A 19465-nucleotide genomic window follows, 5' to 3' on the forward strand; every position below is an offset into this window, starting at 1 on the left:
CCTCGCTGCTTACTTCGTCCAACTCGTTGATTATCAAGGAGTTTTCCGTTTCGTCTGCGCCGGAAGTGGGGCGAATTATAGACAGATCCAGAGGAGCGTCAAGCACTTATTTAAACTTTGGTGGCAACGTTGCTGCTCTTGGCCCGACGACGCTGGATACGCCCAGCAATTACGGGGATCCTAAGCACAAGAAGCAGTGCGCCGATCGTTGCATATATAGCCCACTCCTTCAGATCCGCCCGCACAATCCAAAGCATATGGAGCAAACCGAGCCCCAAAATCAGGTAACTGAGCCGATGCAGCTTCTTCCAACGCACTCCCAAACGGCGCTGGCTATAGCGATTGGAAGTAACCGCCAGCGACAACAGACCCAGAAAACCCAGCGCCCCGACAATGATGTACGGCCGCTTGACGAGTTCAACGCCCAATTGCGCCCAGTCGAATCCAAGGATAAAGAAGCCATAACCCAGCATGTGCAGCGACACATAGGTGAAACACCACAGCCCCAGCTGCCGGCGAACAGCGATCCATCCGGGCCAGCCCGTCGTGCGCTGCAATGGGGTCATCGCCAGCGTGATCAAAAGCAGGGTCAATGTTCCGAGGCCCAAGCGATTAACAAGCACTTTCCCGGGATCCGGCCCCAAAGCAAAAATCCACGCCTGGTAAAGCCAATACATGGGGACTAACGCTGCTGCGATGAAGACCGACACTCGCCAGTAGATGAAGCGCATCAATAGTTTTTCCGGAGATCCAGGCCTGTATAAAGAGAGGCAACCTGCTCCCCATACCCATTGAACATCTCGGTCTGGCGAATATTCGGGCTGAACAGCCCGCTAGGCAAACGTCGCTCGTGCGCTTGGGTCCAACGGGGGTGGTCAACCGTCGGGTTCACATTGGCATAAAAACCGTACTCGCTTGCCGCAATGCTTTGCCACGTGGTTTTCGGCTGCTCGCTCGTCAGGCTGATGCGCACGATGGACTTCGCGCTTTTAAATCCGTATTTCCAAGGCACGATCAGACGCAGCGGCGCGCCGTTCTGATTGGGCAGCTCCCGTCCATACATGCCCACCGCCAGAATCGCGAGGGGATTCATCGCCTCATCCAGGCGCAGACCTTCTACATAAGGCCAGTCGATCAATGCAAAGCCGGAGCGCTGGCCAGGCATGGTCTTCGGGTCCTGCAGCGTTTCGAAGCGGATGTATTTGGCATTCGCCGTGGGTTCAACCTGCTTGAGCAGCTCGGAGATCGGGAAACCCAACCAAGGGATAACCATCGACCACGCCTCCACGCAGCGTAAACGATAGATACGCTCCTCCAGCTGATAAGGCTTCATGAAGTCTTCAAGCGCGTAGCGGCCAGGCTTGGCCACCTCCCCGTCGATGACAACGCTCCACGGCTCGGTTTTCAGGGAGCCGGCGTTTTGCGCAGGATCGCCCTTGTCGGTGCCGAATTCGTAGAAGTTGTTGTAGTGGGTCGCATCCTTGAACGGCGTGATCGTCTCGTCCTTGACGGTAACGGCTTGCCACTTGGTCGCAGGCAATTTGCCTTTGAACCAGTCCGGCGCGGCGCCGGCTTCAACGTCGGCGTAGCGCGAGGCTTCCTCGGCTTGGGCCCAACGAGGCATCGCACTGACGGCGAGCCCTGCAAGTGAGCTGCCGAGCAACGCGCGGCGAGAGAGATAAATGGATTCGGGCGTGACATCCGATTCTTTGCAATCAGATGTGGAAGGGATCTTGATCAGCATGATGACTCCGCAGTTATAGAGAACTGAAGCATCTATAGCTGCGGAGTATGCGGGAAATGCAGGCCGACTAACTACCTCTGGCGACGCAGACGCAGCAGGTACTGGATCGGACCAGACGCTGCGTAGCCGAGGAATATCAGCAGCAGAATACGCGGAGGATCACTGAACACGACGGCAAACACCAGAACCACCGCGAGGATCGCAACAAACGGCACTCGCCCCTTGAGATCCAGCTCTTTGAAACTGTTGTATTTGATGTTGCTGACCATCAGCATCCCGGCAGCAGCAACCAATAGAGCGACCAGGAACGACAATTTCGACCCCTGAATGCCGTAATCGCTGAAGGCCCAGACGGTGCCTGCGACTACGCCCGCCGCGGCAGGACTTGCCAGCCCTATGAAGTAACGCTTGTCCGCCTTGCCTACCTGAGTGTTGAAGCGCGCCAGACGCAATGCTGCGCCCGCGACATAGATGAAGGCGACCATCCAGCCGACCTTGCCCATGTCGCCCAGCGCCCAGCCAAATGCCAACAACGCCGGCGCCACGCCAAAAGCGACCATGTCGGACAGCGAGTCATACTCTGCGCCGAATGCGCTCTGGGTGTTGGTCATCCGCGCGACGCGGCCATCCAGACCGTCCAGGACCATTGCAACGAAGATGGCGATGGCGGAAAACGCAAAGTATTTACTCGCGCTCACCTGATCACCTGCACTCAATGCGCTCTGCGCACTCATGGCGCTGATGATTGCGTAGAAGCCGGCGAACAGATTCGCGGTGGTGAACAGATTGGGCAGCAGGTAGATGCCGCGATGACGGACCTGGCGCCCTTCGGCGTCATGGCCCTCTTCAATGTGTTCATCGATCGGTAGCAGGCTTTCGGCGTCAGAAGCCTTGTTCGGCTCTTCGGGACGTTCGCTCATGGACAATACCTTGCAGCTGAAAAATTTCGACAAATGCTTGTGGCCTCTGGGCCGACAAACGATGCAGCTTTATACCAGATGAGCCCCCATAACGAAAAAACGCGACCCGAAGGCCGCGTTTTTTCCTGCAAGAACTGATCTGTGATCTTAGTTCTTGGCTTGGTCGACGATTTTGTTCTTGGCGATCCAAGGCATCATCGAGCGCAGTTGCTCACCAATGATTTCCAGACCATGCGCCTTGTTGTTACGACGCTTGGCGGTCATCGAAGGGTAGCCACTGGCGCCCTCGGCGATGAACATCTTCGCGTATTCGCCGTCCTGGATGCGCTTCAGAGCATTGCGCATGGCCTGACGGGATTCGGCGTTGATGACTTCCGGGCCGGTCACGTACTCGCCGTATTCGGCGTTGTTGGAGATCGAGTAGTTCATGTTGGCGATCCCGCCTTCGTACATGAGGTCGACGATCAGCTTCAGCTCGTGCAGGCACTCGAAGTAAGCCATTTCCGGCGCGTAGCCGGCTTCCACCAGGGTTTCGAAACCGGCTTTGACCAGTTCAACGGTACCGCCGCACAGAACGGCTTGCTCGCCGAACAGGTCGGTTTCGGTCTCGTCCTTGAACGTGGTTTCGATGATGCCGGTACGACCGCCGCCAACACCCGACGCGTACGACAGTGCGACGTTCTTGGCGTTGCCCGAAGCATCCTGATAAACGGCGATCAGATCAGGGATGCCACCGCCTTTGACGAACTCGGTACGCACGGTGTGGCCCGGTGCTTTTGGCGCGATCATGATCACGTCGAGGTCGGCACGCGGAACTACCTGGTTGTAGTGAATAGCGAAGCCGTGGGAGAAGGCCAGTGTTGCGCCCTTCTTGATGTTCGGCTCGATTTCGTTCTTGTACAGCTGGGACTGGAATTCGTCCGGGGTCAGGATCATGACCAGGTCTGCAGCGGCGACAGCGGAAGCCACGTCGGTCACTTTCAGGCCGTGAGCTTCAGCTTTGGCGACAGTGGCCGAACCCTTGCGCAGGCCAACGGTGACATCAACGCCGGAGTCTTTCAGGTTGCACGCTTGAGCGTGGCCCTGAGAACCGTAACCGATGATGGCAACTTTTTTGCCCTGGATGATCGAAAGGTCGCAGTCTTTGTCGTAATAAACTTTCATGAAATTCCCCTGATAACTTGGCCGCAAGGCCATTTGCAAAATTAGGTTAGATGCTCAGCACTTTGTCGCCGCGGGCAATGCCCGTGACGCCGCTTCGTACGGTTTCCAGAATGGCGGTGGTGCCAATCGCCTGGATGAAGCTGTCCAGCTTGTCGCTTGTCCCGGTCAACTGCACGGTATAGACGCTGCTGGAGACGTCGACGATCTGGCCGCGAAAGATGTCGGTGGTACGCTTGATCTCGGCACGTTGTGCGCCAGTGGCTTTCACCTTGATCAGCATCAGCTCGCGCTCGATGTGGGCGCTTTCCGACAGATCGACAAGCTTGACCACCTCGACCAGCTTGTTGAGGTTCTTGGTGATTTGCTCGATTACTTCATCATGGCCAACGGTGGTCAGCGTCAGACGCGAGAGAGTCGGGTCCTCGGTTGGCGCCACTGTCAGGCTCTCGATGTTGTAATTGCGCTGCGAAAACAGGCCGACCACACGAGACAGCGCGCCCGGTTCGTTTTCCAGCAATAGCGAAATGATGTGGCGCATGGTTATGTCCGCTCCGTCTTGCTCAGCCACATGTCACGCATGGACCCGTCTCTGATCTGCATCGGATAAACGTGCTCGCTGACGTCGACCTGGATGTCGAGGAACACCAGGCGATCTTTCATGGCGAACGCTTCTTCCATCTTTGGCTTCAGGTCCTTGAGATCGGTGATGCGCATGCCGACATGACCGTAGGCCTCGACCAGCTTCACGAAGTCAGGCAGCGACTCCATGTAGGAGTGCGAGTGACGGCCGCTGTAGCTCATGTCCTGCCACTGACGGACCATGCCGAGCACGCCATTGTTGAGCAGGATGATCTTCACCGGCAGGTTGTACTGCAGGCAGGTCGACAGCTCCTGAATGTTCATCTGAATGCTGCCTTCGCCGGTGACGCAGGCGACATTGTCATTCGGGAAACTCAGCGCAACGCCCATCGCGGCAGGCAGGCCAAAACCCATCGTGCCGAGACCGCCGGAGTTGATCCAGCGATTGGGTTTGTTGAAGCGATAGTACTGAGCCGCGAACATCTGGTGCTGACCCACGTCGGAGGTGACGTAGGCATCGCCTTTGGTCACTTCGCACAGCGTCTCGATCACGGTCTGCGGCTTGATGACGCTTCCGTCGCCACGGTTGTACGGGAACAGGTCACCGCCGGCGCGCCACTCTTCGATCTGCTTCCACCACGTCTCGACCGAATCCTTGTTTGGGGTTTCGGCAAGCTCTTTGAGGGTCGCAACCATTTCGGTCAGGACGCTTTCCACCGGACCAACGATAGGCACGTCGGCCTTGATGGTTTTGGAGATGGAAGCAGGGTCGATGTCGACGTGAATGATTTTGGCGTTCGGGCAGAACTTGGCCGGGCCGTTGATGACGCGATCGTCGAAACGTGCGCCGACCGCAAGGATCACGTCGGCGTGGTGCATCGCCAGGTTGGCGGTGTAGCTGCCATGCATCCCCAGCATGCCGACGAACTGGCGATCAGTGCCCGGGTAGGCACCAAGCCCCATCAGCGTGTTGGTGACCGGGGCGTTCAATTGCTGCGCCAGTTCGGTCAATGGCGCCGAACCGTTGCCCATGATCACACCGCCACCGGCATAGATGACCGGGCGTTTGGCCGCGACCAGCATTTCCACGGCTTTGCGGATCTGGCCGGAGTGGCCACGGACCGCCGGGCTGTAGGAACGCAGCTTGGCTTTCTTGGGGAAGATGTATTCGAACTTTTCCGCCGGGTTGGTCATGTCTTTCGGGATATCGACAACGACAGGACCAGGACGACCGGATTGGGCGAGGTAGAACGCCTTTTTCAGGACTTCCGGGATTTCCGACGGGTGCTTGATCATGAAGCTGTGCTTCACGATCGGCCGGGAGATACCGATCATGTCGGTTTCCTGAAACGCGTCGGTACCGACCATGTTGCTCGGGACCTGGCCGGACAGCACCACCATGGGAATCGAGTCCATGTACGCGGTGGCGATGCCGGTGATGGCGTTGGTTGCTCCGGGACCCGACGTCACCAGTACGACACCTGCCTTGCCGGTGGCGCGGGCGTACCCGTCCGCCATGTGAGTCGCGGCCTGTTCGTGACGAACGAGGATGTGGCTCACAGCCGGTTCTTTGAACAGCGCGTCATATATATGCAGGAGGGCACCGCCAGGGTACCCGTAGATATGCTCTACGCCTTCGTCACGCAAAAAGCGGACGACCATTTCAGCGCCAGATAAAAGCTCCACGTTGTTCACCTCTAAAACGCCAGAATACCGTCCACACAAGCGAGGAGACGGGTCTTAATAGGTTTACTGCAAAGCAGAGCATGAGCGACGGTGGTCGCCGACTACGTCAGCACTGACTGAGCAAGTATTGGGATCGCCCCTTTAAGTGTTTCGGGGTCTTCCCACCCAGCGCGAGGTAACGCGTTGCGGGTGTTACGGGTCGGCGCGGGTGTGCGCCTCATGATCTACCGAGACGGTCTGCTTCTGGCAGTCCCTCTACAGCGAACTTTGGATTGTTCGGATTCGCCCCCCGCAAGTCAAGTCATCGATGCGCTTTCTTCGTCCGCAGTCCGCCAAAAGGCACCGAATGAGGTCGTGGCGCCGCGCTTGTGATAGGTTTCCGGCCAATGCCACAGAAGTAAGGAACCGGGAATGCGCTGGATGATGCTTGCAGCGACGCTGACACTTGCCGTCGCCCCGGCGGTAAGCCAGGCCGCGCAGATATACAAATGGGTCGACGCTCAGGGCGTCACGCATTTCGACGCCCAGCCGCCTGCCGGGCAGGCAGCACAGGAAATCAATACAGCGAGCCCCGTCGCCGCACCCCCTGCCCCGCCGCCACAGAACCAGGACGGGGTACGGGAGCAGGAGGCGGTCGATGCCAAGGTCAAGAAGCAGGTCGCCGTTCAGGAAGCGAAGCTTAAAGAGGCGTGTGACGAGCAGCGCACCAACCTTGCCCAACTGCAGAACAACCCTCGGGTACGACAGGAGGTGAACGGCGAGTTCAGGCGGTTCACGGAAGAGGAGCGCCAGGCTCGCATTGCCGAGGTCAAGAAGTACCTCGACGATCAATGCAACTGAGGGTCAGACCGCCTCTGTGATCAGGCGGTCAAAGCCTTTCAGCAGGGCAAGCAACTCGCGCGCTTCCCCGATACGGCTGGCGTACACCATCTCGGCCATTTCCAGAATACCGGATGCCGTGGGCAATGGCAGATCACGCTCAAGGATGATCTTCATGCGCGGCAGGAAGATCCATTGCAACCACTGATCAAAATCCAGCGTGTCGACGCAGAAGGGTTCACGGCTGGACAGCGACTCATCGCTGGGCGGCACATCCTTCCACCATCCCAGCACTCGCAACTCCCGCTCGATCAACAGCAACTGGTCGGCGATTTTCGGGAAGCGTTTATCCATTGGCTTTCTGCCGCGCCAGCGCCGCGCCGGCGGCGTCACCCTGTTTTTCACGCGACTGGGCAATCAACCCCCAAAGACTGGCTTGAAGGCTGGCACGGCCATTGGCGTAGGTCAGACCGCGACGCGCCAGTTGCTCGGCCTGAGGCGCATCGCCCTGAGCCAGACGCACTTGCGCCAGACGGTAAAGGACCTGTGGCTCACGGGGAGCAACGCGCTGCGCCCGCTCAAGGCTTGACGCCGCGCCGTTGAGGTCACCACCGGATTGCTGTTGCTGAGCGGTGGTCAGCAAGGCCAGCACCGGGCCATCGAGTTGCTCGTCTTCCGATAATCCGCCGCTGGACGCAGACGGAATGCCAGTCGGCGCCGACGCCGGCATGTTGTAGGTATTGCTGGTCGCTGGCGGCGGTGTGTACGTGTTGTTCACCGGAGCCTGATTGACCGGCGACGTGCTAATCGGAGCGGTACTGATCGGCGCCGTGGTGGGCGGCACGAACGTCGATATCGGCGCGCCACTGGCGTTGGCGCCGCCGGGCACCATGACCGTGACACCGGAATCTTCCTGGATCGATTGGGACTGCGCTGGCGCCTGCACGGGCGCGCGGTAGGTGTTGTTGCGTGTCGACGAAACACGTTCGCCGTTTGAAACGCGTGACCCTGAGTCCACCACCGGAATCGCACTGCGCGTCTGGGACGCGCAGCCGTTGAGCAAAGCCAGAGCCGTTAAAGCCGGAATCCACCACTTGTTCACGTCACTTCCTCTTTGCTTGATTCAACCAGGCTTAGTTCAACCAGCCCTTGACCCAGTCCATTACCGAATCGGCAGGCGCTGCTGCACCGCCGCAGGTCGGGCCGGGTTGCGGCTCACTGCCGCGAATATACGGCATCTGTACGGCGTTCGGGCAGCTGGCGTCGGTGCCTTCACCAGTACTGGCATTGACCCAGGCCTGCACGACGTTATCGGGCATCGCCATGTCCAGCGGCAGCGGATCGGCCTTCTTCATGAAGCTGGTCCAGATCTGCAAGGCGCCGGTGGCCCCAGTGAACGGCGTCTTGCCGTTGTCGTCGCGGCCCATCCAGACGATCGCCAGCAAATCCTGACTGAAACCGGCAAACCAGCTGTCGCGGGAATCGTTGGTGGTGCCCGACTTGCCCGCCAGATTCAGGGTGCTCGGCAGCACGTTGTACACCGATTTACCCGTGCCTTCGCGCATCACCCGCTGCATGGCGTTCTGCAGCAGATAGATCGAACCCGGGTCGAAACGTTGTTGAATCTGGAATGGGTAGCGCTTGAGCGGCTCCCCTTCTGCAGTCAGTACGCTGCGAATCCCGCGCAATGGCGTATTGAAGCCGCCGCTGGCGATGGTCTGATACATCGTCGCCACCTCGATCGGCGTCAGCGCGCCAGCCCCCAGGAGCATCGACGGGAAAGCCGGCCACTCGCGGGTCACGCCCAGCTTTGTCAGGGTTTTGAAGACATTCGGAATGCCCAGGTCCAGACCCAGCTTCGCGCTGGACAGGTTGTAGGAATGCGCAAGGCCCTGATACAGGAAAATATTGCCGTGGGCTTTGTGATCGTAGTTCTGCGGCTTCCAGATCTGGCCGTCGGCGCCTTTCACCTGAAAGGGTTCATCGGGTACCCAACTGGTCAGCGTGTATTGCTGCGGACGTTCGAGTGCGGTGAGGTAGATGGCCGGTTTGACCAACGACCCAATCGGCCGAACGGCATCCAGCGCTCGGTTGAAACCGGCGAAGCCTGCCTGGCGGCTGCCGATCAGCGCCTGGACTTCGCCGGTTTCCGGATTGGTGACGACCATGGCCGTTTCCATCTCGTCCGCGCCTTTTCGGCCCGAAATCTTGGCGAAGCTTTCGCGCACGGCGGCTTCGGATTTCATCTGCAGAATCGGGTCGAAGCTGGTGAAGATCCGCAGGCCTTCCTCGGTCAAGTCTTCATCGCGGTAGTCCTGACGGAGTTGGCGTTTGACCAGATCAAGGAAGTCCGGAAACGAGCTGTCGGCCAGCGATCCGACTTTGCTCACGCCCAGCGGCATTTTCTTCGCCGCCGCCACCACTTCCGGCGTGGCGACACCCTGCTGTTCCAGCAGATCGAGAACCAGATTACGCCGTTCCAGCGCACGCTCCGGGTTGCGGCGCGGGTTGTAATACGACGGCCCTTTGACCAGGCCGACGAGCAAGGCGACCTGATGCAGCTTCAGTTCCGACAGCGGCTGGCTGAAGAAATACTGACTCGCCAGACCAAAACCGTGAACCGCACGCTGACCGTCCTGACCGACGAACACTTCGTTCAGATAAGCCTCGAGAATTTCCTGCTTGCTGTAATGGATCTCCAGCAGAACAGCCATCATCGCTTCGGTCAGCTTGCGGGTGATGCTGCGCTCGTTGGTCAGGTAGAAGTTCTTGACCAGTTGCTGAGTCAGCGTCGATCCGCCCTGGCGCATCTGGCCAGCGGATGCGTTGATCCAGAAAGCGCGCACGATCCCCTTTGGCGATACCCCAAAGTGATGGTAGAAATCGCGGTCTTCGACGGTGACGAGGGTGTCGAGCAAATAAGGCGGCGCCTGATCGAGTTTGATCAGAATCCGGTCTTCGAGATTCTTCGGGTACAAGCCGCCGATCATCAGAGGCTCAAGCCGCGCAACAGCCAGCTTGGCGCCATTGGCGGCGGTCAGTTCCGCGACGTAATCGCCGGAGAAGCGCACATGGATCTGCTGTGCCGGATCAGCGCCTTCATAAAACTGGAAGCCGCGGGTGTTGAGATCGACATTGTTGCCGTTGACCGCAGCAGCGCCCGGCCCGTTGGCCACGGCTTCGCGGCGATAGCCCAGCGCATCGAGCTCCAGAAGGAAGTCGTCGCGTGAAAGCTTCTGGCCGACGAACAGCTCCAGCGGTCGCGCATATACCTTGGCCGGAATGGTCCAGCGCTTGCCGGAGAATTTTTCCTGGACGATGGAATCCAGGTAAACGGCGAAGCAGCCAAGGATCACCAGCCCGACAAGACTGAGTTTCAGGGCCCAGCCCAACAGGCTGCGCAGGCGGCTGTTGGTGGGTTTGGGGGATTTTTTCGGGGTGCGGGATCGGGTCATGGCGGCGGATTATACGCACTTTCAAAGCCCCCGACAGACCACCCTTTAAGCGGTTTGCAGCAATGTCTGTAGCGGCCATAATGGCCGCCTTTCGCTACTTCTCTATCGACTTATCACCTTTCAAGGATCGTCCGTGAGCCAGACACTGATAGCCGCGCTGCAAAACCCCGCCCTGTTTCCTCACCCGGTCGAACAGTTTCAGGTCATCGAGACGCATATTTCCTGGGTGCTGCTTACCGGCCCTTACGTTTACAAGATGAAGAAGCCGGTCAATTTTGGCTTTCTGGACTTCACCAGCCTGTCGGCGCGTAAGCATTTCTGTGAGCAGGAGCTAATGCTCAACCAGCGCCTGACGGAGGATCTGTACCTGGAAGTGCTGCCTGTCACCGGCAGTATCGACGCTCCGCAGCTGAATGGTGAAGGCGAAGCGATCGAGTACGTGCTGAAAATGCGCCAGTTCCCGCAGGACGGCCTGCTCAGCACCTTGCAAGCCAAAGGCGAACTGACCACCGCGCACATCGACGACATGGCACGGCAGATCGCCGAGTTTCATCTCAAATCGCCCAAAGTCCCGATGGAAAACCCACTCGGCAGTGCTGACAGCGTCATGGCGCCGGTCACGCAGAACTTTGAGCAGATTCTGCCCTTCCTCAGCGAAAAGTCTGACCTCATTCAGCTGGAAGCGCTGGAAGCGTGGGCCAACACCAGCTTCGAGCGCCTCAAGCCATTGATGAACCAGCGCAAGCTGGACGGGTTTGTCCGCGAGTGCCATGGCGACATCCACTTGGGCAACGCAACGCTGATCGATGGCAAGGTCGTGATTTTCGACTGCATCGAATTCAACGAGCCCTTCCGCATGACAGACGTCTATGCGGACATCGGCTTCCTGGCCATGGACCTTGAGGATCGCGGCCTGAAAAGCCTGTCCCGTCGATTCGTCAGCCAGTACCTGGAGCTGACCGGCGACTACGCGGGCCTGCAGCTGCTGAATTTCTACAAAGCCTACCGCGCACTGGTCCGCGCCAAAGTGGCGCTGTTCAGCCTGAATGCCGATGCTGACCAGGTGCAGCGCGCCGCAACCCTGCGCCAGTATCGTAACTACGCCAACCTGGCCGAGAGCTACAGCGCGATCCCGTCCAATTTTCTGGCCATCACCCATGGCGTTTCTGCGGTCGGGAAAAGCCAGGTCGCGATGCGGCTGGTGGAAGCGCTGGGTGCTATCCGCCTGCGTTCGGATGTCGAGCGCAAGCGTGTATTTGCCGACCATAACGACCTGTATTCCGCCGATGTCAGTGCCGCCACCTATCAGCGCCTGAACGAGCTGGCCGGTGTCGTGCTCCGCGCAGGCTTGCCGGTGGTCATCGACGCAACTTATCTGAAGCTCGCACAGCGTCAGGCAGCCGCGCAGATTGCCGAGGCGATGGGCGTTCCTTTCCTGATCATTGATTGCGCTGCGCCAAAGGCAGTTATCGAGGGATGGCTGGCGCAACGTCGGGCACAGAATCAGGACCCTTCCGACGCAACGATGGAAGTCATTGAAGCGCAGCTGGCCAGTCGCGAAGCGCTGACCGCCGACGAGATACTGCGCAGCCGGCACGTCGAGACCAACGTCAGCGGCGATCTGGACAAGCTGGTCGCGGACATCCGTCAGCATCTGCCGGGCCTGTAACACGCCGGCCAAACCAGTGGTCGAGTCGTGAAGGATATCGCTTCACGGCTCGCCACTAGTGGCATTATAGTGGCGTCAGAATTCCAACAAAGGAGACGTCAGATGAACCAGCCCAAGCAGCTCGACTCGCCTCTGTTCGCATTGCTGCGAAAAGACGACGTGACCGCCTTCAACCTCGAACGGCCCAAGCAGGGCCCTGTCGATCTTTCGGCTGGGGATTTCCGTGGTCTAGACCTGCGTGAACTCAACGCTGAGGAGGTCGATTTCAGCGACGCCTACTTCAGATCTGCGGACCTGCGTGGCGTTGACTTCCGGACAACCAGGCTCGAGGGTGCAAGCATCGCCCACGCGCAGATATCCGGGGCGTACTTCCCGCCAGAGCTCAGTGCTGACGAAATCCTCATGTCGGTCAATTTCGGTACGCGCCTGCGCTATCGCACCCGCTAACCTCATCACAGCCGCCAAACCTCGCTCTATGCCTCGCCCCGCATGCGCCGCCGTGCCGGGCCCGTGCTCGCCTTTCCTCCTCACCTGACCCCTACCGTTCGGCGGCGTGGCCCGCGTTCCGCTGACATTCTCCCGCAGCCTGACTCGAGGTCGTCTACGCTCAAGGGCATGGCTCGCCTTTTCAGTTTGTGTCGAGCCTACGGAGAAGTTATTACACGGAATGACTGGAAAGGGCTGCAATCATGGACGATGAGTTACTGGGGATGAAGAATCTTGGCAAGACCTCGGTTCAATGGCTTCACGCTGCGGGCATTCACACTGTCGCCGACCTGCGCCGTCTTGGCGCAATCCAGGCCTACCGGGCCATCAAGGTCAGGGGTTTCCGAGCATCCAAAGCGCTGCTGTATTCACTCGAGGGCGCGTTGTCAAATCGCCTTTGGAGCGAGCTGCCTCAAGAATACAAAGATTCCCTGGACACCGAATTGAGGAACGTGAGCCCTGGGGCAATCGGGGAACGCTGAGCTCGCACAGCAAAATAGTCTGCAGAACACTGTTGACTTACAAATGAGAATCACTATGATTATCACATCCGGTCGCGAGACTGGCCGATAACCTGAAAGGCTCCTTGGTTCGGACTCTCAGATTATCTCCTCATCAGGCTAATCACGGTTTTTGACCCGGCTCTTTGCCGGGTCTTTTTTTGCCTGCGATTTAATGGCCCACACCCAGACGGACCATCAGATCATCCAGCAGGCTGGTCGCCCCGAGCCGCAGTCTCCCCTGCTCAAGCCAGCGGGGGCCGAATCGTGCCCTGACCAGATCCATGTGCACCCGCGCTTCATCGAGGGTCCGCACATTTCCGGAAACGTTGATGCCCACATGGGCGCCTGACTCGGCGATGGCCGCAATCAAAATTCGGCTGGCCTGGGGCGTTGCGTTGATGATGTGTTTGCCCGTGCTGGTTTTCAGAAAATTGGCGCCCTCCTCAATCGCCACACAGCTTGCACCGTGAATGACCTGCGGATCACGCAGCACGCCGGTTTCCAGCGTGACGGTCAATGCTGCCCGAGCACACCTGGCTTTGCAGGCACTGATGATGTCTGCGCCGATCTGCCTGTCCCCGCCCAGTAGCGCATGGAAGGGATAAACAAGATCGATTTCGTCGGCGCCCGCAAGGATTGCCGCCTGGGTTTCCGACTCGGCGGAGCTGACAGAAGGCGAACCGCTGGGGAAATTGACCGCGGCCACGACCTTGATCTCCCGCGCATGAAGCCTGTCGAGCGTGCGCCGCGCCAGTCCTGCGAATCTGGGCATTACGCAGACGGCGGCAACATGCCCCACAGGTGTCAGAGCTCGATGACACAACGCAATAATCTTTTCAGGCGTGTCGTCGGCATTCAACGACGCCAATTCCATCAGTCCAACAGCCAGTTGCGCCAGCGACGCTTCGACCTCATACACGTCAATTGCTTCGTTTAGGTCGTTCATCACACACCCTCAATGTCTTTGCCTGGGGCGACGATAATCGAGAACGGCTGTGCCTGAACGGTCACAAAGACGCAAAAGAGCAGGCCTACGTGATTACAAGAATTGTCCGAAGGACGTTGCCCGCACGGGCATCGAAAATGGGGCTGCTGCGTTGACAAGGGCAACTTATGCCGGTTGATCCGAGCCCCATTTCAGCGAGCGATCACCAGCGGATGCCCACGCTCGGGATGGGGCTGTACCAGAACATCCAGGCCGAATACCGACTTCAGCGCTTCAGGCTTCAGCACTTGCTGGGGTGTGCCGGATAGATGTGCCCGCCCCAGATTCAGCAACAACAGGTGATCGCAATAACGGGCGGCCAGATTCAAGTCATGCAGGATCACCATTACCGCGCCGCCACGGTCGGCGAACGCGCGAACCGCTAGCAGCGTGGTGTGCTGATGCAGCGGGTCGAGCGCCGAGGTCGGCTCGTCCAGCAGAAGGATCTGGCCCTCCTCGCCGGGCCACACCTGAGCCAGCACTCGCGCCAGATGGACGCGCTGACGCTCGCCCCCCGACAGCGTCAAATAGCTGCGACCCAGTAGGTGAAGCCCATCGGCGGCCGCAAGAGCGTACTGGATAATTTCCCCGTCACGCTGCTGACCGCTGTCATGGGGCAAGCGGCCCATCGCAACCACTTCCTCGACCTTGAACGCGAAGCTCAACGTCGAACTCTGCGGCAGTACAGCCAGCCGCCGCGCCCGCTCGGGGCCACGCCACTGATTGAGGGGAATGTCGTCCAGCAACACCTGGCCGTGGGTCGGGGCAAGCTCGCCGCACAGGGCAGCCATCAGCGTACTTTTCCCTGCACCATTGGGGCCCAGCACGCCAAGCATCTGACCGGGCGCCAATGCCAAGTCGATGTTGGCGACCACCTGTTTGCCATCACGCATGATGCCCAAGTCATTGGCGATCAACATCAGCTAGGCCCTCGAACCAGCAGGAATAGAAAAAACGGCGCGCCAATGAACACGGTGACAATCCCGATCGGCAGCTCCGCAGGGGCCATCACCAGTCGGGCGAAGATGTCCGCGAAGAGCAGCAGCGTGGCGCCTGCCAGCGCCGAGGCGGGAAGAACAACGCGGTGGTCCGGCCCGGTCAGCAGTCGCACCAGGTGCGGCACGATGAGACCGACGAAACCGATCAGCCCCGCCGCCGCAACGGCGGCCCCCACGCCGAGGGCGATGCACAAAATCAGCTCACGCTTGAGGCGTTCGACCTCGATGCCCAGGTGACGCGCCTCCGATTCTCCCAGCAGCAACGCATTGAGCGCCTTGGCTCGGCGCGGCAGCCAGAGAATCACTGCCACGCAAACCAGCAAAAGAGGCCAGAGCCGGGCATAACTGGCGCCGTTGAGCGTGCCCAGATTCCAGAACGTCAGCGTCCGGAGGCTGGCGTCATCGGCCAGATACGTGAACAGGCCGATGATCGAACCGGCCAGCGCGGTCATCGCCACCCCCGCCAGCAGCATGGTGCTGACGCTGGTTCGGCCATCGCGGCGTCCGAGCCGATAGACGATTGCGGTAACACCAAGCCCACCGGCGAAGGCGCAGATGGACAGCAGATACGGCTGGAACACCTCAGGCAAACCTCCCAGGGATGCTCCGGCGACGATGGCTACCGCCGCCCCCAATGCCGCGCCACTGGAAACCCCGACCAGACCGGGATCCGCCAAGGGGTTGCGGAACAGACCCTGCATCGCGACGCCGGACAAGGCGAGCACTGAACCTACTGCCAACCCGAGCAACGTGCGAGGCAGGCGGATCTGGCCCACGATCAGTTCCGCCTGCTGCAAGTTGTTCTCCGCCACGGGCACGCCCACCAGATGAAGAAACGCGCGCAAGGTGTCCATCATTGGCAGACTGACAGGCCCGAGCGCAAGGGACAGCCATATCGCCAGCAAACAGGCCAGGCCCAGTGCGATGAACAGCGTTTTGGGGGCGAGATCAAGCTTCATTGAGCGTTCGAGACCCTGGCGTTGAGCGCTGCGGCGTGAGGATAGAAGGCGTCTGCCAACGACTTCACGGCGTCCGGCAATCGAGGCCCAAGACCGCCCACCAGTAACGTCGGGTCAATCTCGATTACGCGGTTATCCCGGACGGCCCTGGTTGCCCCGAGCAGTGGGTTTTCACGCAGCAATGCCTCGCGAGGCTGGACACCGTTTTGAGCCCGATCGCTGACAACGAGCACTTCAGGATTCAGCCCGCTCAGTGCCTCATTGGAAAACACTTTATAGCCAGTGTGGGTAGCCAGGTTGCGGCCACCCGCCTGGGCGATTAGCCAGTCGCCGACAGTGCCTGCGCCAGCCACCATCGGCGCGCTGCCTGCATGACTGACCAGCAACAGAACACCGGGCGCGGAACGCTTCAGTTGCATCACTCGCTCATGCTCCGCCGCGAGCCGCTGGATGTATTGGTCGCTCAACTGCCGCGCCTCGCCTTCCTTGCCCAATAACGCGCCTAGCCTTTCAAGATTGGCCCGCAGCGCAGGCAACTCTGCACTCGCCGACAGCACCTCCACTTGCACGCCGGCCGTGCGCAATTGCTGGATGACCGGCGGAGGCCCCATTTCTTCGGTGCCTATCAGAATCTTCGGACGCAACGTGAGAATACCTTCCGCCGACAACTGCCGCTGGTAGCCAATGCCCGGCAGCGATTTGACCGATGGCGGGTGCTGGCTCGTGCTGTCCACGCCCACCAGATGCGATTCCCCGCCCAGCGCGACGATCCATTCCGTCAAGGCGCCGCCGGCACTGACCCAGCGTTGCGGCTCAGGTGACGCGGCCGTTGCCAGATGGGCAATAAACAACCCTGTCACGATCGCGATCAGCTGGGCGGTGAAGCGCATAAAAGGTGCGTCCTCTATAAAGGAAGGCGCAGTCGATCACCTCAAGGCGCGACTGGCTGGATTTCGTTCATCGACTGACGGGTTTGACTGCTGGCAGAATGCGCAGCCTGCTACAGCCAGGCATTTGATAATTATTTGCATTTGAGCGTCAAGCGCCAAGGAGACCACGCTGAAATACCTGTGCGACAGCGCTGCGCTGATTGAAGGCAAAAGCCTCGGGTTTGAGGTTGATGAGCTCAAGATTCTGGCCGTCCGGCGAGGGGGTCAGGTTTATGTGTACGCCAATCGGTGTCCCCATCGTGGAGTGGCGCTGGAATGGCAGCCCGATGAGTTTCTCGATGCCAGCGCCAGCCTGATCCAGTGCGCCACTCACGGTGCGCTGTTCCTGATCGAGAACGGCGAGTGCGTCGCCGGCCCTTGCGAGGACAAATCCCTGAGGGCTATCGACTGCGGCGAAGACGCTCAGGGCATCTGGATCAATCCAGTGGCACCGGACTGAGCGGGCGCGTTTCCGTGAGGTGAATCTCAAGGCGCCGATCAATGCGCACTTCGTCAGGGGTCAGCTCCACGCCATACGCCAGGACTTCAACCCCTGCCGCAGCCGCCTCAAGCAAGGCAGCGGCGTAGGCCGCGTCGATTTCGGCGGCGGGCCGCACGGCATCGATGCCAGTGAGGTTCACGCAGTACAGCAACACGGCGCGCACGCCTTCCCGCGCCAGGGCCGCCAGTTCACGCAGGTGCTTCGCGCCGCGCTGAGTGACCGCATCGGGAAACGCAGCGACACGACTGTCATCAAAGCCCAAAGTCACGCTTTTGACTTCCAGGTACAGCGGGCCATCGGGGTAATCCAGACGGAAGTCGACGCGGCTGTTTTCCTGGCCATAGGCGACCTCGCGCTTGAGCGCCGTAAACCCTTCCAATTCCGTGATCACGCCGGCCAGAAGTGCTTCTTCTACCAGCCTGTTGGCGCGCGCGGTGTTGACGCAGGCGAGCCGCCCCTGCGGTGTTTCGGTAATTTCCCAAGTGCCCGGCAGCTTGCGCTTGGGGTCATTGGAGCGGCTGAACCAGACCCGCCCCCCCGGCATCATGCAATTGAACATCGAACCCGTGTTGGGACAGTGAATCGTCAGCCGCTCGCCGCTGGCGGTCTCGATGTCGGCAAGGAAGCGCTTGTAGCGCTGAATCAGCCGGCCTTCTTCAAGTGGAGGTGAGAAACGCATCAGCCTTGCCAGCTCCGCAGACCCCGACCTATTCGCTCGACCGCCTCCTGAAGCCGAGGCAGGCTTTGGGTGTAGGCGAAGCGCACATGATGGCCGGCGCGGTACCGACCGAAATCCAGCCCGGGAGTAAATGCGACGTGCTCGGTTTCCAGAAAGTGATGACAGAACGCAAACGCGTCGCCACCGAACGCGCTGATGTCTGCGTATAGATAGAAGGCGCCTTCTGGCTCCACGGCAATGTTGAAGCCCAGTTCGCGCAGCGCCGGAAGCAAGAAGTCGCGACGCCGGGCAAACTCGGCACGACGTTGCTCGAGGATCTCCAGGGTCTGCGGCTCGAAACAGGCGAGTGCCGCACTTTGCGCCATGCTCGGCGCGCTGATGTAAAGATTCTGCGCCAGCTTTTCCAGATCACCGACCGCCGCCTCGGGGGCAACCAGCCAACCGAGTCGCCAACCGGTCATGCCGAAATACTTGGAAAAACTATTCAGCACAAAGGCGTCATTGTCGACTTCCAGCACGCTGCTCGCGTCCATCCCGTAGGTCAGGCCGTGATAGATCTCGTCCACCACAAGGTGGCCATCCCGCGCCTTGAGCGACGCCGAAAGCGCGGCAAGCTCGTCGTGGTGCAGCAAGGTCCCGGTCGGATTGGCCGGAGAAGCCACCAGCGCACCGACGCTGTCCTCGTTCCAGTATTGAGCGACCAGATCGGCCGTCAGTTGATAACGCACGTCCGGCCCCACGGGCACTAACTGCGCAGCCCCCTCCACAAGACGCAGAAAATGCCGGTTGCACGGGTAACCCGGATCGGCCAGCAGCCAGTGTTTGCCAGGATCGACCAGCAGACTTGCCGCCAGTAGCAGGGCACCCGAACCGCCTGGCGTAATCAAAATTCTGCCCGGATCGACGTTCACGCCGTAACGCTGAGCGTAAAAGCCCGAGATGGCCTCGCGCAGTTCCGGCAGACCACGGGCCGCCGTGTAACGGGTCTTGCCAGCGGCCAACGCCGCCTGACCGGCCTTGATGATCGGCTCGGCCGTGGTGAAATCCGGCTCGCCGATCTCCAGGTGGATAACGTCATGCCCCGCCGCTTGCAGTTCATTGGCCCGCGCCAGCAGCGCCATGACATGAAAGGGTTCGATGGCGCGGCTGCGCGCACTGTAGGGCTGTGGCATGGGCCTTCCTTTGGTGAGGGGTGGCGAGATAAGTCGCCGATTCTACTCATCCGCCCGGGCGGGCTACAGCGTTTATCGGCCTGAGCAGGAGCGACTTGCAGCCGACAGTCCAGAAAACCGGGCGCTCGCGCCGCAGGCACTAAACTCAGGGCTGTGGAAAATAGATAAAACCGGGCGCTCAGGCTGCGGTCATAGTCCACGTGCGTGCTGCGGGCC

At 60.0% G+C, this 19465-nt stretch carries 20 protein-coding genes; 5 read left to right on the top strand and 15 right to left on the bottom strand.

Features of this window, described 5'->3' with window-relative positions; all coding sequences use genetic code 11:
* Window positions 1–110: 110 nt before the first annotated feature.
* The 6 genes from msrQ to IFT47_RS17260 form a co-directional block, all read right to left on the bottom strand.
* The gene (gene msrQ / locus IFT47_RS17235; protein WP_192174629.1) at window positions 111–731 is read right to left on the bottom strand and encodes a protein-methionine-sulfoxide reductase heme-binding subunit MsrQ; all 621 of its coding nucleotides are present in this window, start codon (window positions 729–731) and stop codon (window positions 111–113) included.
* Complete coding sequence (gene msrP / locus IFT47_RS17240) at window positions 731–1744, bottom strand: protein-methionine-sulfoxide reductase catalytic subunit MsrP (RefSeq protein WP_192174628.1); 1014 nt, start codon at window positions 1742–1744, stop codon at window positions 731–733. Before msrP ends, msrQ begins: the two co-directional genes overlap by 1 nt.
* Window positions 1745–1815: 71 nt before the next feature.
* Window positions 1816–2664: a CDP-diacylglycerol--serine O-phosphatidyltransferase gene (pssA, locus tag IFT47_RS17245; protein WP_192174627.1), complete on the bottom strand. Its 849-nt coding sequence runs from the start codon at window positions 2662–2664 to the stop codon at window positions 1816–1818.
* A 147-nt stretch (window positions 2665–2811) separates the two neighbouring features.
* Complete coding sequence (gene ilvC, locus IFT47_RS17250) at window positions 2812–3828, bottom strand: ketol-acid reductoisomerase (RefSeq protein WP_037018564.1); 1017 nt, start codon at window positions 3826–3828, stop codon at window positions 2812–2814.
* Between the two features lie 46 nt (window positions 3829–3874).
* Window positions 3875–4366 carry an acetolactate synthase small subunit gene (ilvN, locus tag IFT47_RS17255; protein ID WP_093469284.1) on the bottom strand — a complete coding sequence of 164 codons (492 nt, stop codon included), beginning with the start codon at window positions 4364–4366 and terminating at the stop codon, window positions 3875–3877.
* 2 nt (window positions 4367–4368) lie between these two features.
* Window positions 4369–6093, bottom strand: coding sequence for an acetolactate synthase 3 large subunit (locus IFT47_RS17260; protein ID WP_192174626.1), 1725 nt, complete (start codon window positions 6091–6093; stop codon window positions 4369–4371).
* Between the two features lie 411 nt (window positions 6094–6504).
* On the opposite strand from IFT47_RS17260, the gene IFT47_RS17265 reads away from it, so the two are divergent.
* A complete protein-coding gene (locus IFT47_RS17265) occupies window positions 6505–6933 on the top strand; it encodes a DUF4124 domain-containing protein (RefSeq protein ID WP_192174625.1) in 429 nt (142 codons plus the stop codon).
* A 3-nt stretch (window positions 6934–6936) separates the two neighbouring features.
* Here the strand turns inward: IFT47_RS17265 and IFT47_RS17270 are convergent, their stop codons facing one another.
* From IFT47_RS17270 to mrcB, 3 genes are read right to left on the bottom strand one after another with little or no spacing between them, the layout of a single operon-like run.
* Window positions 6937–7266, bottom strand: a complete 330-nt coding sequence (locus IFT47_RS17270; protein ID WP_192174624.1) for a YqcC family protein — start codon at window positions 7264–7266, stop codon at window positions 6937–6939.
* Window positions 7259–8014 carry a hypothetical protein gene (locus IFT47_RS17275; protein ID WP_192174623.1) on the bottom strand — a complete coding sequence of 252 codons (756 nt, stop codon included), beginning with the start codon at window positions 8012–8014 and terminating at the stop codon, window positions 7259–7261. The genes IFT47_RS17270 and IFT47_RS17275 overlap by 8 nt, the downstream gene beginning before the upstream one ends.
* A gap of 31 nt (window positions 8015–8045) precedes the next feature.
* Window positions 8046–10367, bottom strand: coding sequence for a penicillin-binding protein 1B (mrcB, locus tag IFT47_RS17280; RefSeq protein ID WP_192174622.1), 2322 nt, complete (start codon window positions 10365–10367; stop codon window positions 8046–8048).
* Window positions 10368–10500: 133 nt separating this feature from the next.
* Between mrcB and IFT47_RS17285 the strand changes: the two genes are divergently transcribed.
* The 3 genes from IFT47_RS17285 (at window position 10501) to IFT47_RS17295 (ending at window position 13004) form a co-directional block, all read left to right on the top strand.
* Window positions 10501–12036 (top strand): AAA family ATPase, encoded by a 1536-nt coding sequence (locus IFT47_RS17285; protein WP_192174621.1) that lies wholly within the window; start codon window positions 10501–10503, stop codon window positions 12034–12036.
* Window positions 12037–12138: 102 nt separating this feature from the next.
* Window positions 12139–12483 carry a pentapeptide repeat-containing protein gene (locus tag IFT47_RS17290; protein WP_192174620.1) on the top strand — a complete coding sequence of 115 codons (345 nt, stop codon included), beginning with the start codon at window positions 12139–12141 and terminating at the stop codon, window positions 12481–12483.
* Window positions 12484–12725: 242 nt separating this feature from the next.
* Window positions 12726–13004 carry a TfoX/Sxy family protein gene (locus IFT47_RS17295; RefSeq protein WP_192174619.1) on the top strand — a complete coding sequence of 93 codons (279 nt, stop codon included), beginning with the start codon at window positions 12726–12728 and terminating at the stop codon, window positions 13002–13004.
* Window positions 13005–13194: 190 nt separating this feature from the next.
* Here IFT47_RS17295 and deoC read toward each other — a convergent pair whose 3' ends face one another.
* The 4 genes from deoC to IFT47_RS17315 all read right to left on the bottom strand — a co-directional run bounded on the left by deoC (window position 13195) and on the right by IFT47_RS17315 (window position 16857).
* Window positions 13195–13971 carry a deoxyribose-phosphate aldolase gene (gene deoC, locus IFT47_RS17300; RefSeq protein ID WP_192174618.1) on the bottom strand — a complete coding sequence of 259 codons (777 nt, stop codon included), beginning with the start codon at window positions 13969–13971 and terminating at the stop codon, window positions 13195–13197.
* A 191-nt stretch (window positions 13972–14162) separates the two neighbouring features.
* Window positions 14163–14930, bottom strand: a complete 768-nt coding sequence (locus IFT47_RS17305) for a heme ABC transporter ATP-binding protein (RefSeq protein WP_192174617.1) — start codon at window positions 14928–14930, stop codon at window positions 14163–14165.
* Window positions 14930–15913, bottom strand: coding sequence for a FecCD family ABC transporter permease (locus IFT47_RS17310; protein ID WP_192174634.1), 984 nt, complete (start codon window positions 15911–15913; stop codon window positions 14930–14932). The genes IFT47_RS17305 and IFT47_RS17310 overlap by 1 nt, the downstream gene beginning before the upstream one ends.
* Before the next feature lie 50 nt (window positions 15914–15963).
* Complete coding sequence (locus IFT47_RS17315; protein WP_192174616.1) at window positions 15964–16857, bottom strand: heme/hemin ABC transporter substrate-binding protein; 894 nt, start codon at window positions 16855–16857, stop codon at window positions 15964–15966.
* Window positions 16858–17026: 169 nt separating this feature from the next.
* Between IFT47_RS17315 and IFT47_RS17320 the strand changes: the two genes are divergently transcribed.
* Window positions 17027–17356, top strand: coding sequence for a Rieske (2Fe-2S) protein (locus IFT47_RS17320; RefSeq protein ID WP_192174633.1), 330 nt, complete (start codon window positions 17027–17029; stop codon window positions 17354–17356).
* Here the strand turns inward: IFT47_RS17320 and sfsA are convergent.
* Together sfsA and IFT47_RS17330 are read right to left on the bottom strand one after the other, a co-directional pair.
* Window positions 17334–18077, bottom strand: a complete 744-nt coding sequence (gene sfsA, locus IFT47_RS17325; RefSeq protein WP_192174615.1) for a DNA/RNA nuclease SfsA — start codon at window positions 18075–18077, stop codon at window positions 17334–17336. The genes IFT47_RS17320 and sfsA overlap by 23 nt on opposite strands.
* Window positions 18077–19249, bottom strand: coding sequence for a pyridoxal phosphate-dependent aminotransferase (locus tag IFT47_RS17330; protein WP_192174614.1), 1173 nt, complete (start codon window positions 19247–19249; stop codon window positions 18077–18079). The genes sfsA and IFT47_RS17330 overlap by 1 nt, the downstream gene beginning before the upstream one ends.
* Window positions 19250–19465: the final 216 nt, after the last annotated feature.

It is taken from the genome of Pseudomonas sp. CFBP 13711 (assembly GCF_014842265.1).
Taxonomy (GTDB): Bacteria; Pseudomonadota; Gammaproteobacteria; order Pseudomonadales; family Pseudomonadaceae; genus Aquipseudomonas.

Coding starts and splice junctions, on each gene's coding strand:
- msrQ (WP_192174629.1), bottom strand. CDS start 731: ATGCGCTTCATCTACTGGCGAGTGTCGGTCTTCATCGCAGCAGCGTTA.
- msrP (WP_192174628.1), bottom strand. CDS start 1,744: ATGCTGATCAAGATCCCTTCCACATCTGATTGCAAAGAATCGGATGTC.
- pssA (WP_192174627.1), bottom strand. CDS start 2,664: ATGAGCGAACGTCCCGAAGAGCCGAACAAGGCTTCTGACGCCGAAAGC.
- ilvC (WP_037018564.1), bottom strand. CDS start 3,828: ATGAAAGTTTATTACGACAAAGACTGCGACCTTTCGATCATCCAGGGC.
- ilvN (WP_093469284.1), bottom strand. CDS start 4,366: ATGCGCCACATCATTTCGCTATTGCTGGAAAACGAACCGGGCGCGCTG.
- IFT47_RS17265 (WP_192174625.1), top strand. CDS start 6,505: ATGCGCTGGATGATGCTTGCAGCGACGCTGACACTTGCCGTCGCCCCG.
- IFT47_RS17270 (WP_192174624.1), bottom strand. CDS start 7,266: ATGGATAAACGCTTCCCGAAAATCGCCGACCAGTTGCTGTTGATCGAG.
- mrcB (WP_192174622.1), bottom strand. CDS start 10,367: ATGACCCGATCCCGCACCCCGAAAAAATCCCCCAAACCCACCAACAGC.
- IFT47_RS17290 (WP_192174620.1), top strand. CDS start 12,139: ATGAACCAGCCCAAGCAGCTCGACTCGCCTCTGTTCGCATTGCTGCGA.
- IFT47_RS17295 (WP_192174619.1), top strand. CDS start 12,726: ATGGACGATGAGTTACTGGGGATGAAGAATCTTGGCAAGACCTCGGTT.
- deoC (WP_192174618.1), bottom strand. CDS start 13,971: ATGAACGACCTAAACGAAGCAATTGACGTGTATGAGGTCGAAGCGTCG.
- IFT47_RS17305 (WP_192174617.1), bottom strand. CDS start 14,930: ATGTTGATCGCCAATGACTTGGGCATCATGCGTGATGGCAAACAGGTG.
- IFT47_RS17315 (WP_192174616.1), bottom strand. CDS start 16,857: ATGCGCTTCACCGCCCAGCTGATCGCGATCGTGACAGGGTTGTTTATT.
- sfsA (WP_192174615.1), bottom strand. CDS start 18,077: ATGCGTTTCTCACCTCCACTTGAAGAAGGCCGGCTGATTCAGCGCTAC.
- IFT47_RS17330 (WP_192174614.1), bottom strand. CDS start 19,249: ATGCCACAGCCCTACAGTGCGCGCAGCCGCGCCATCGAACCCTTTCAT.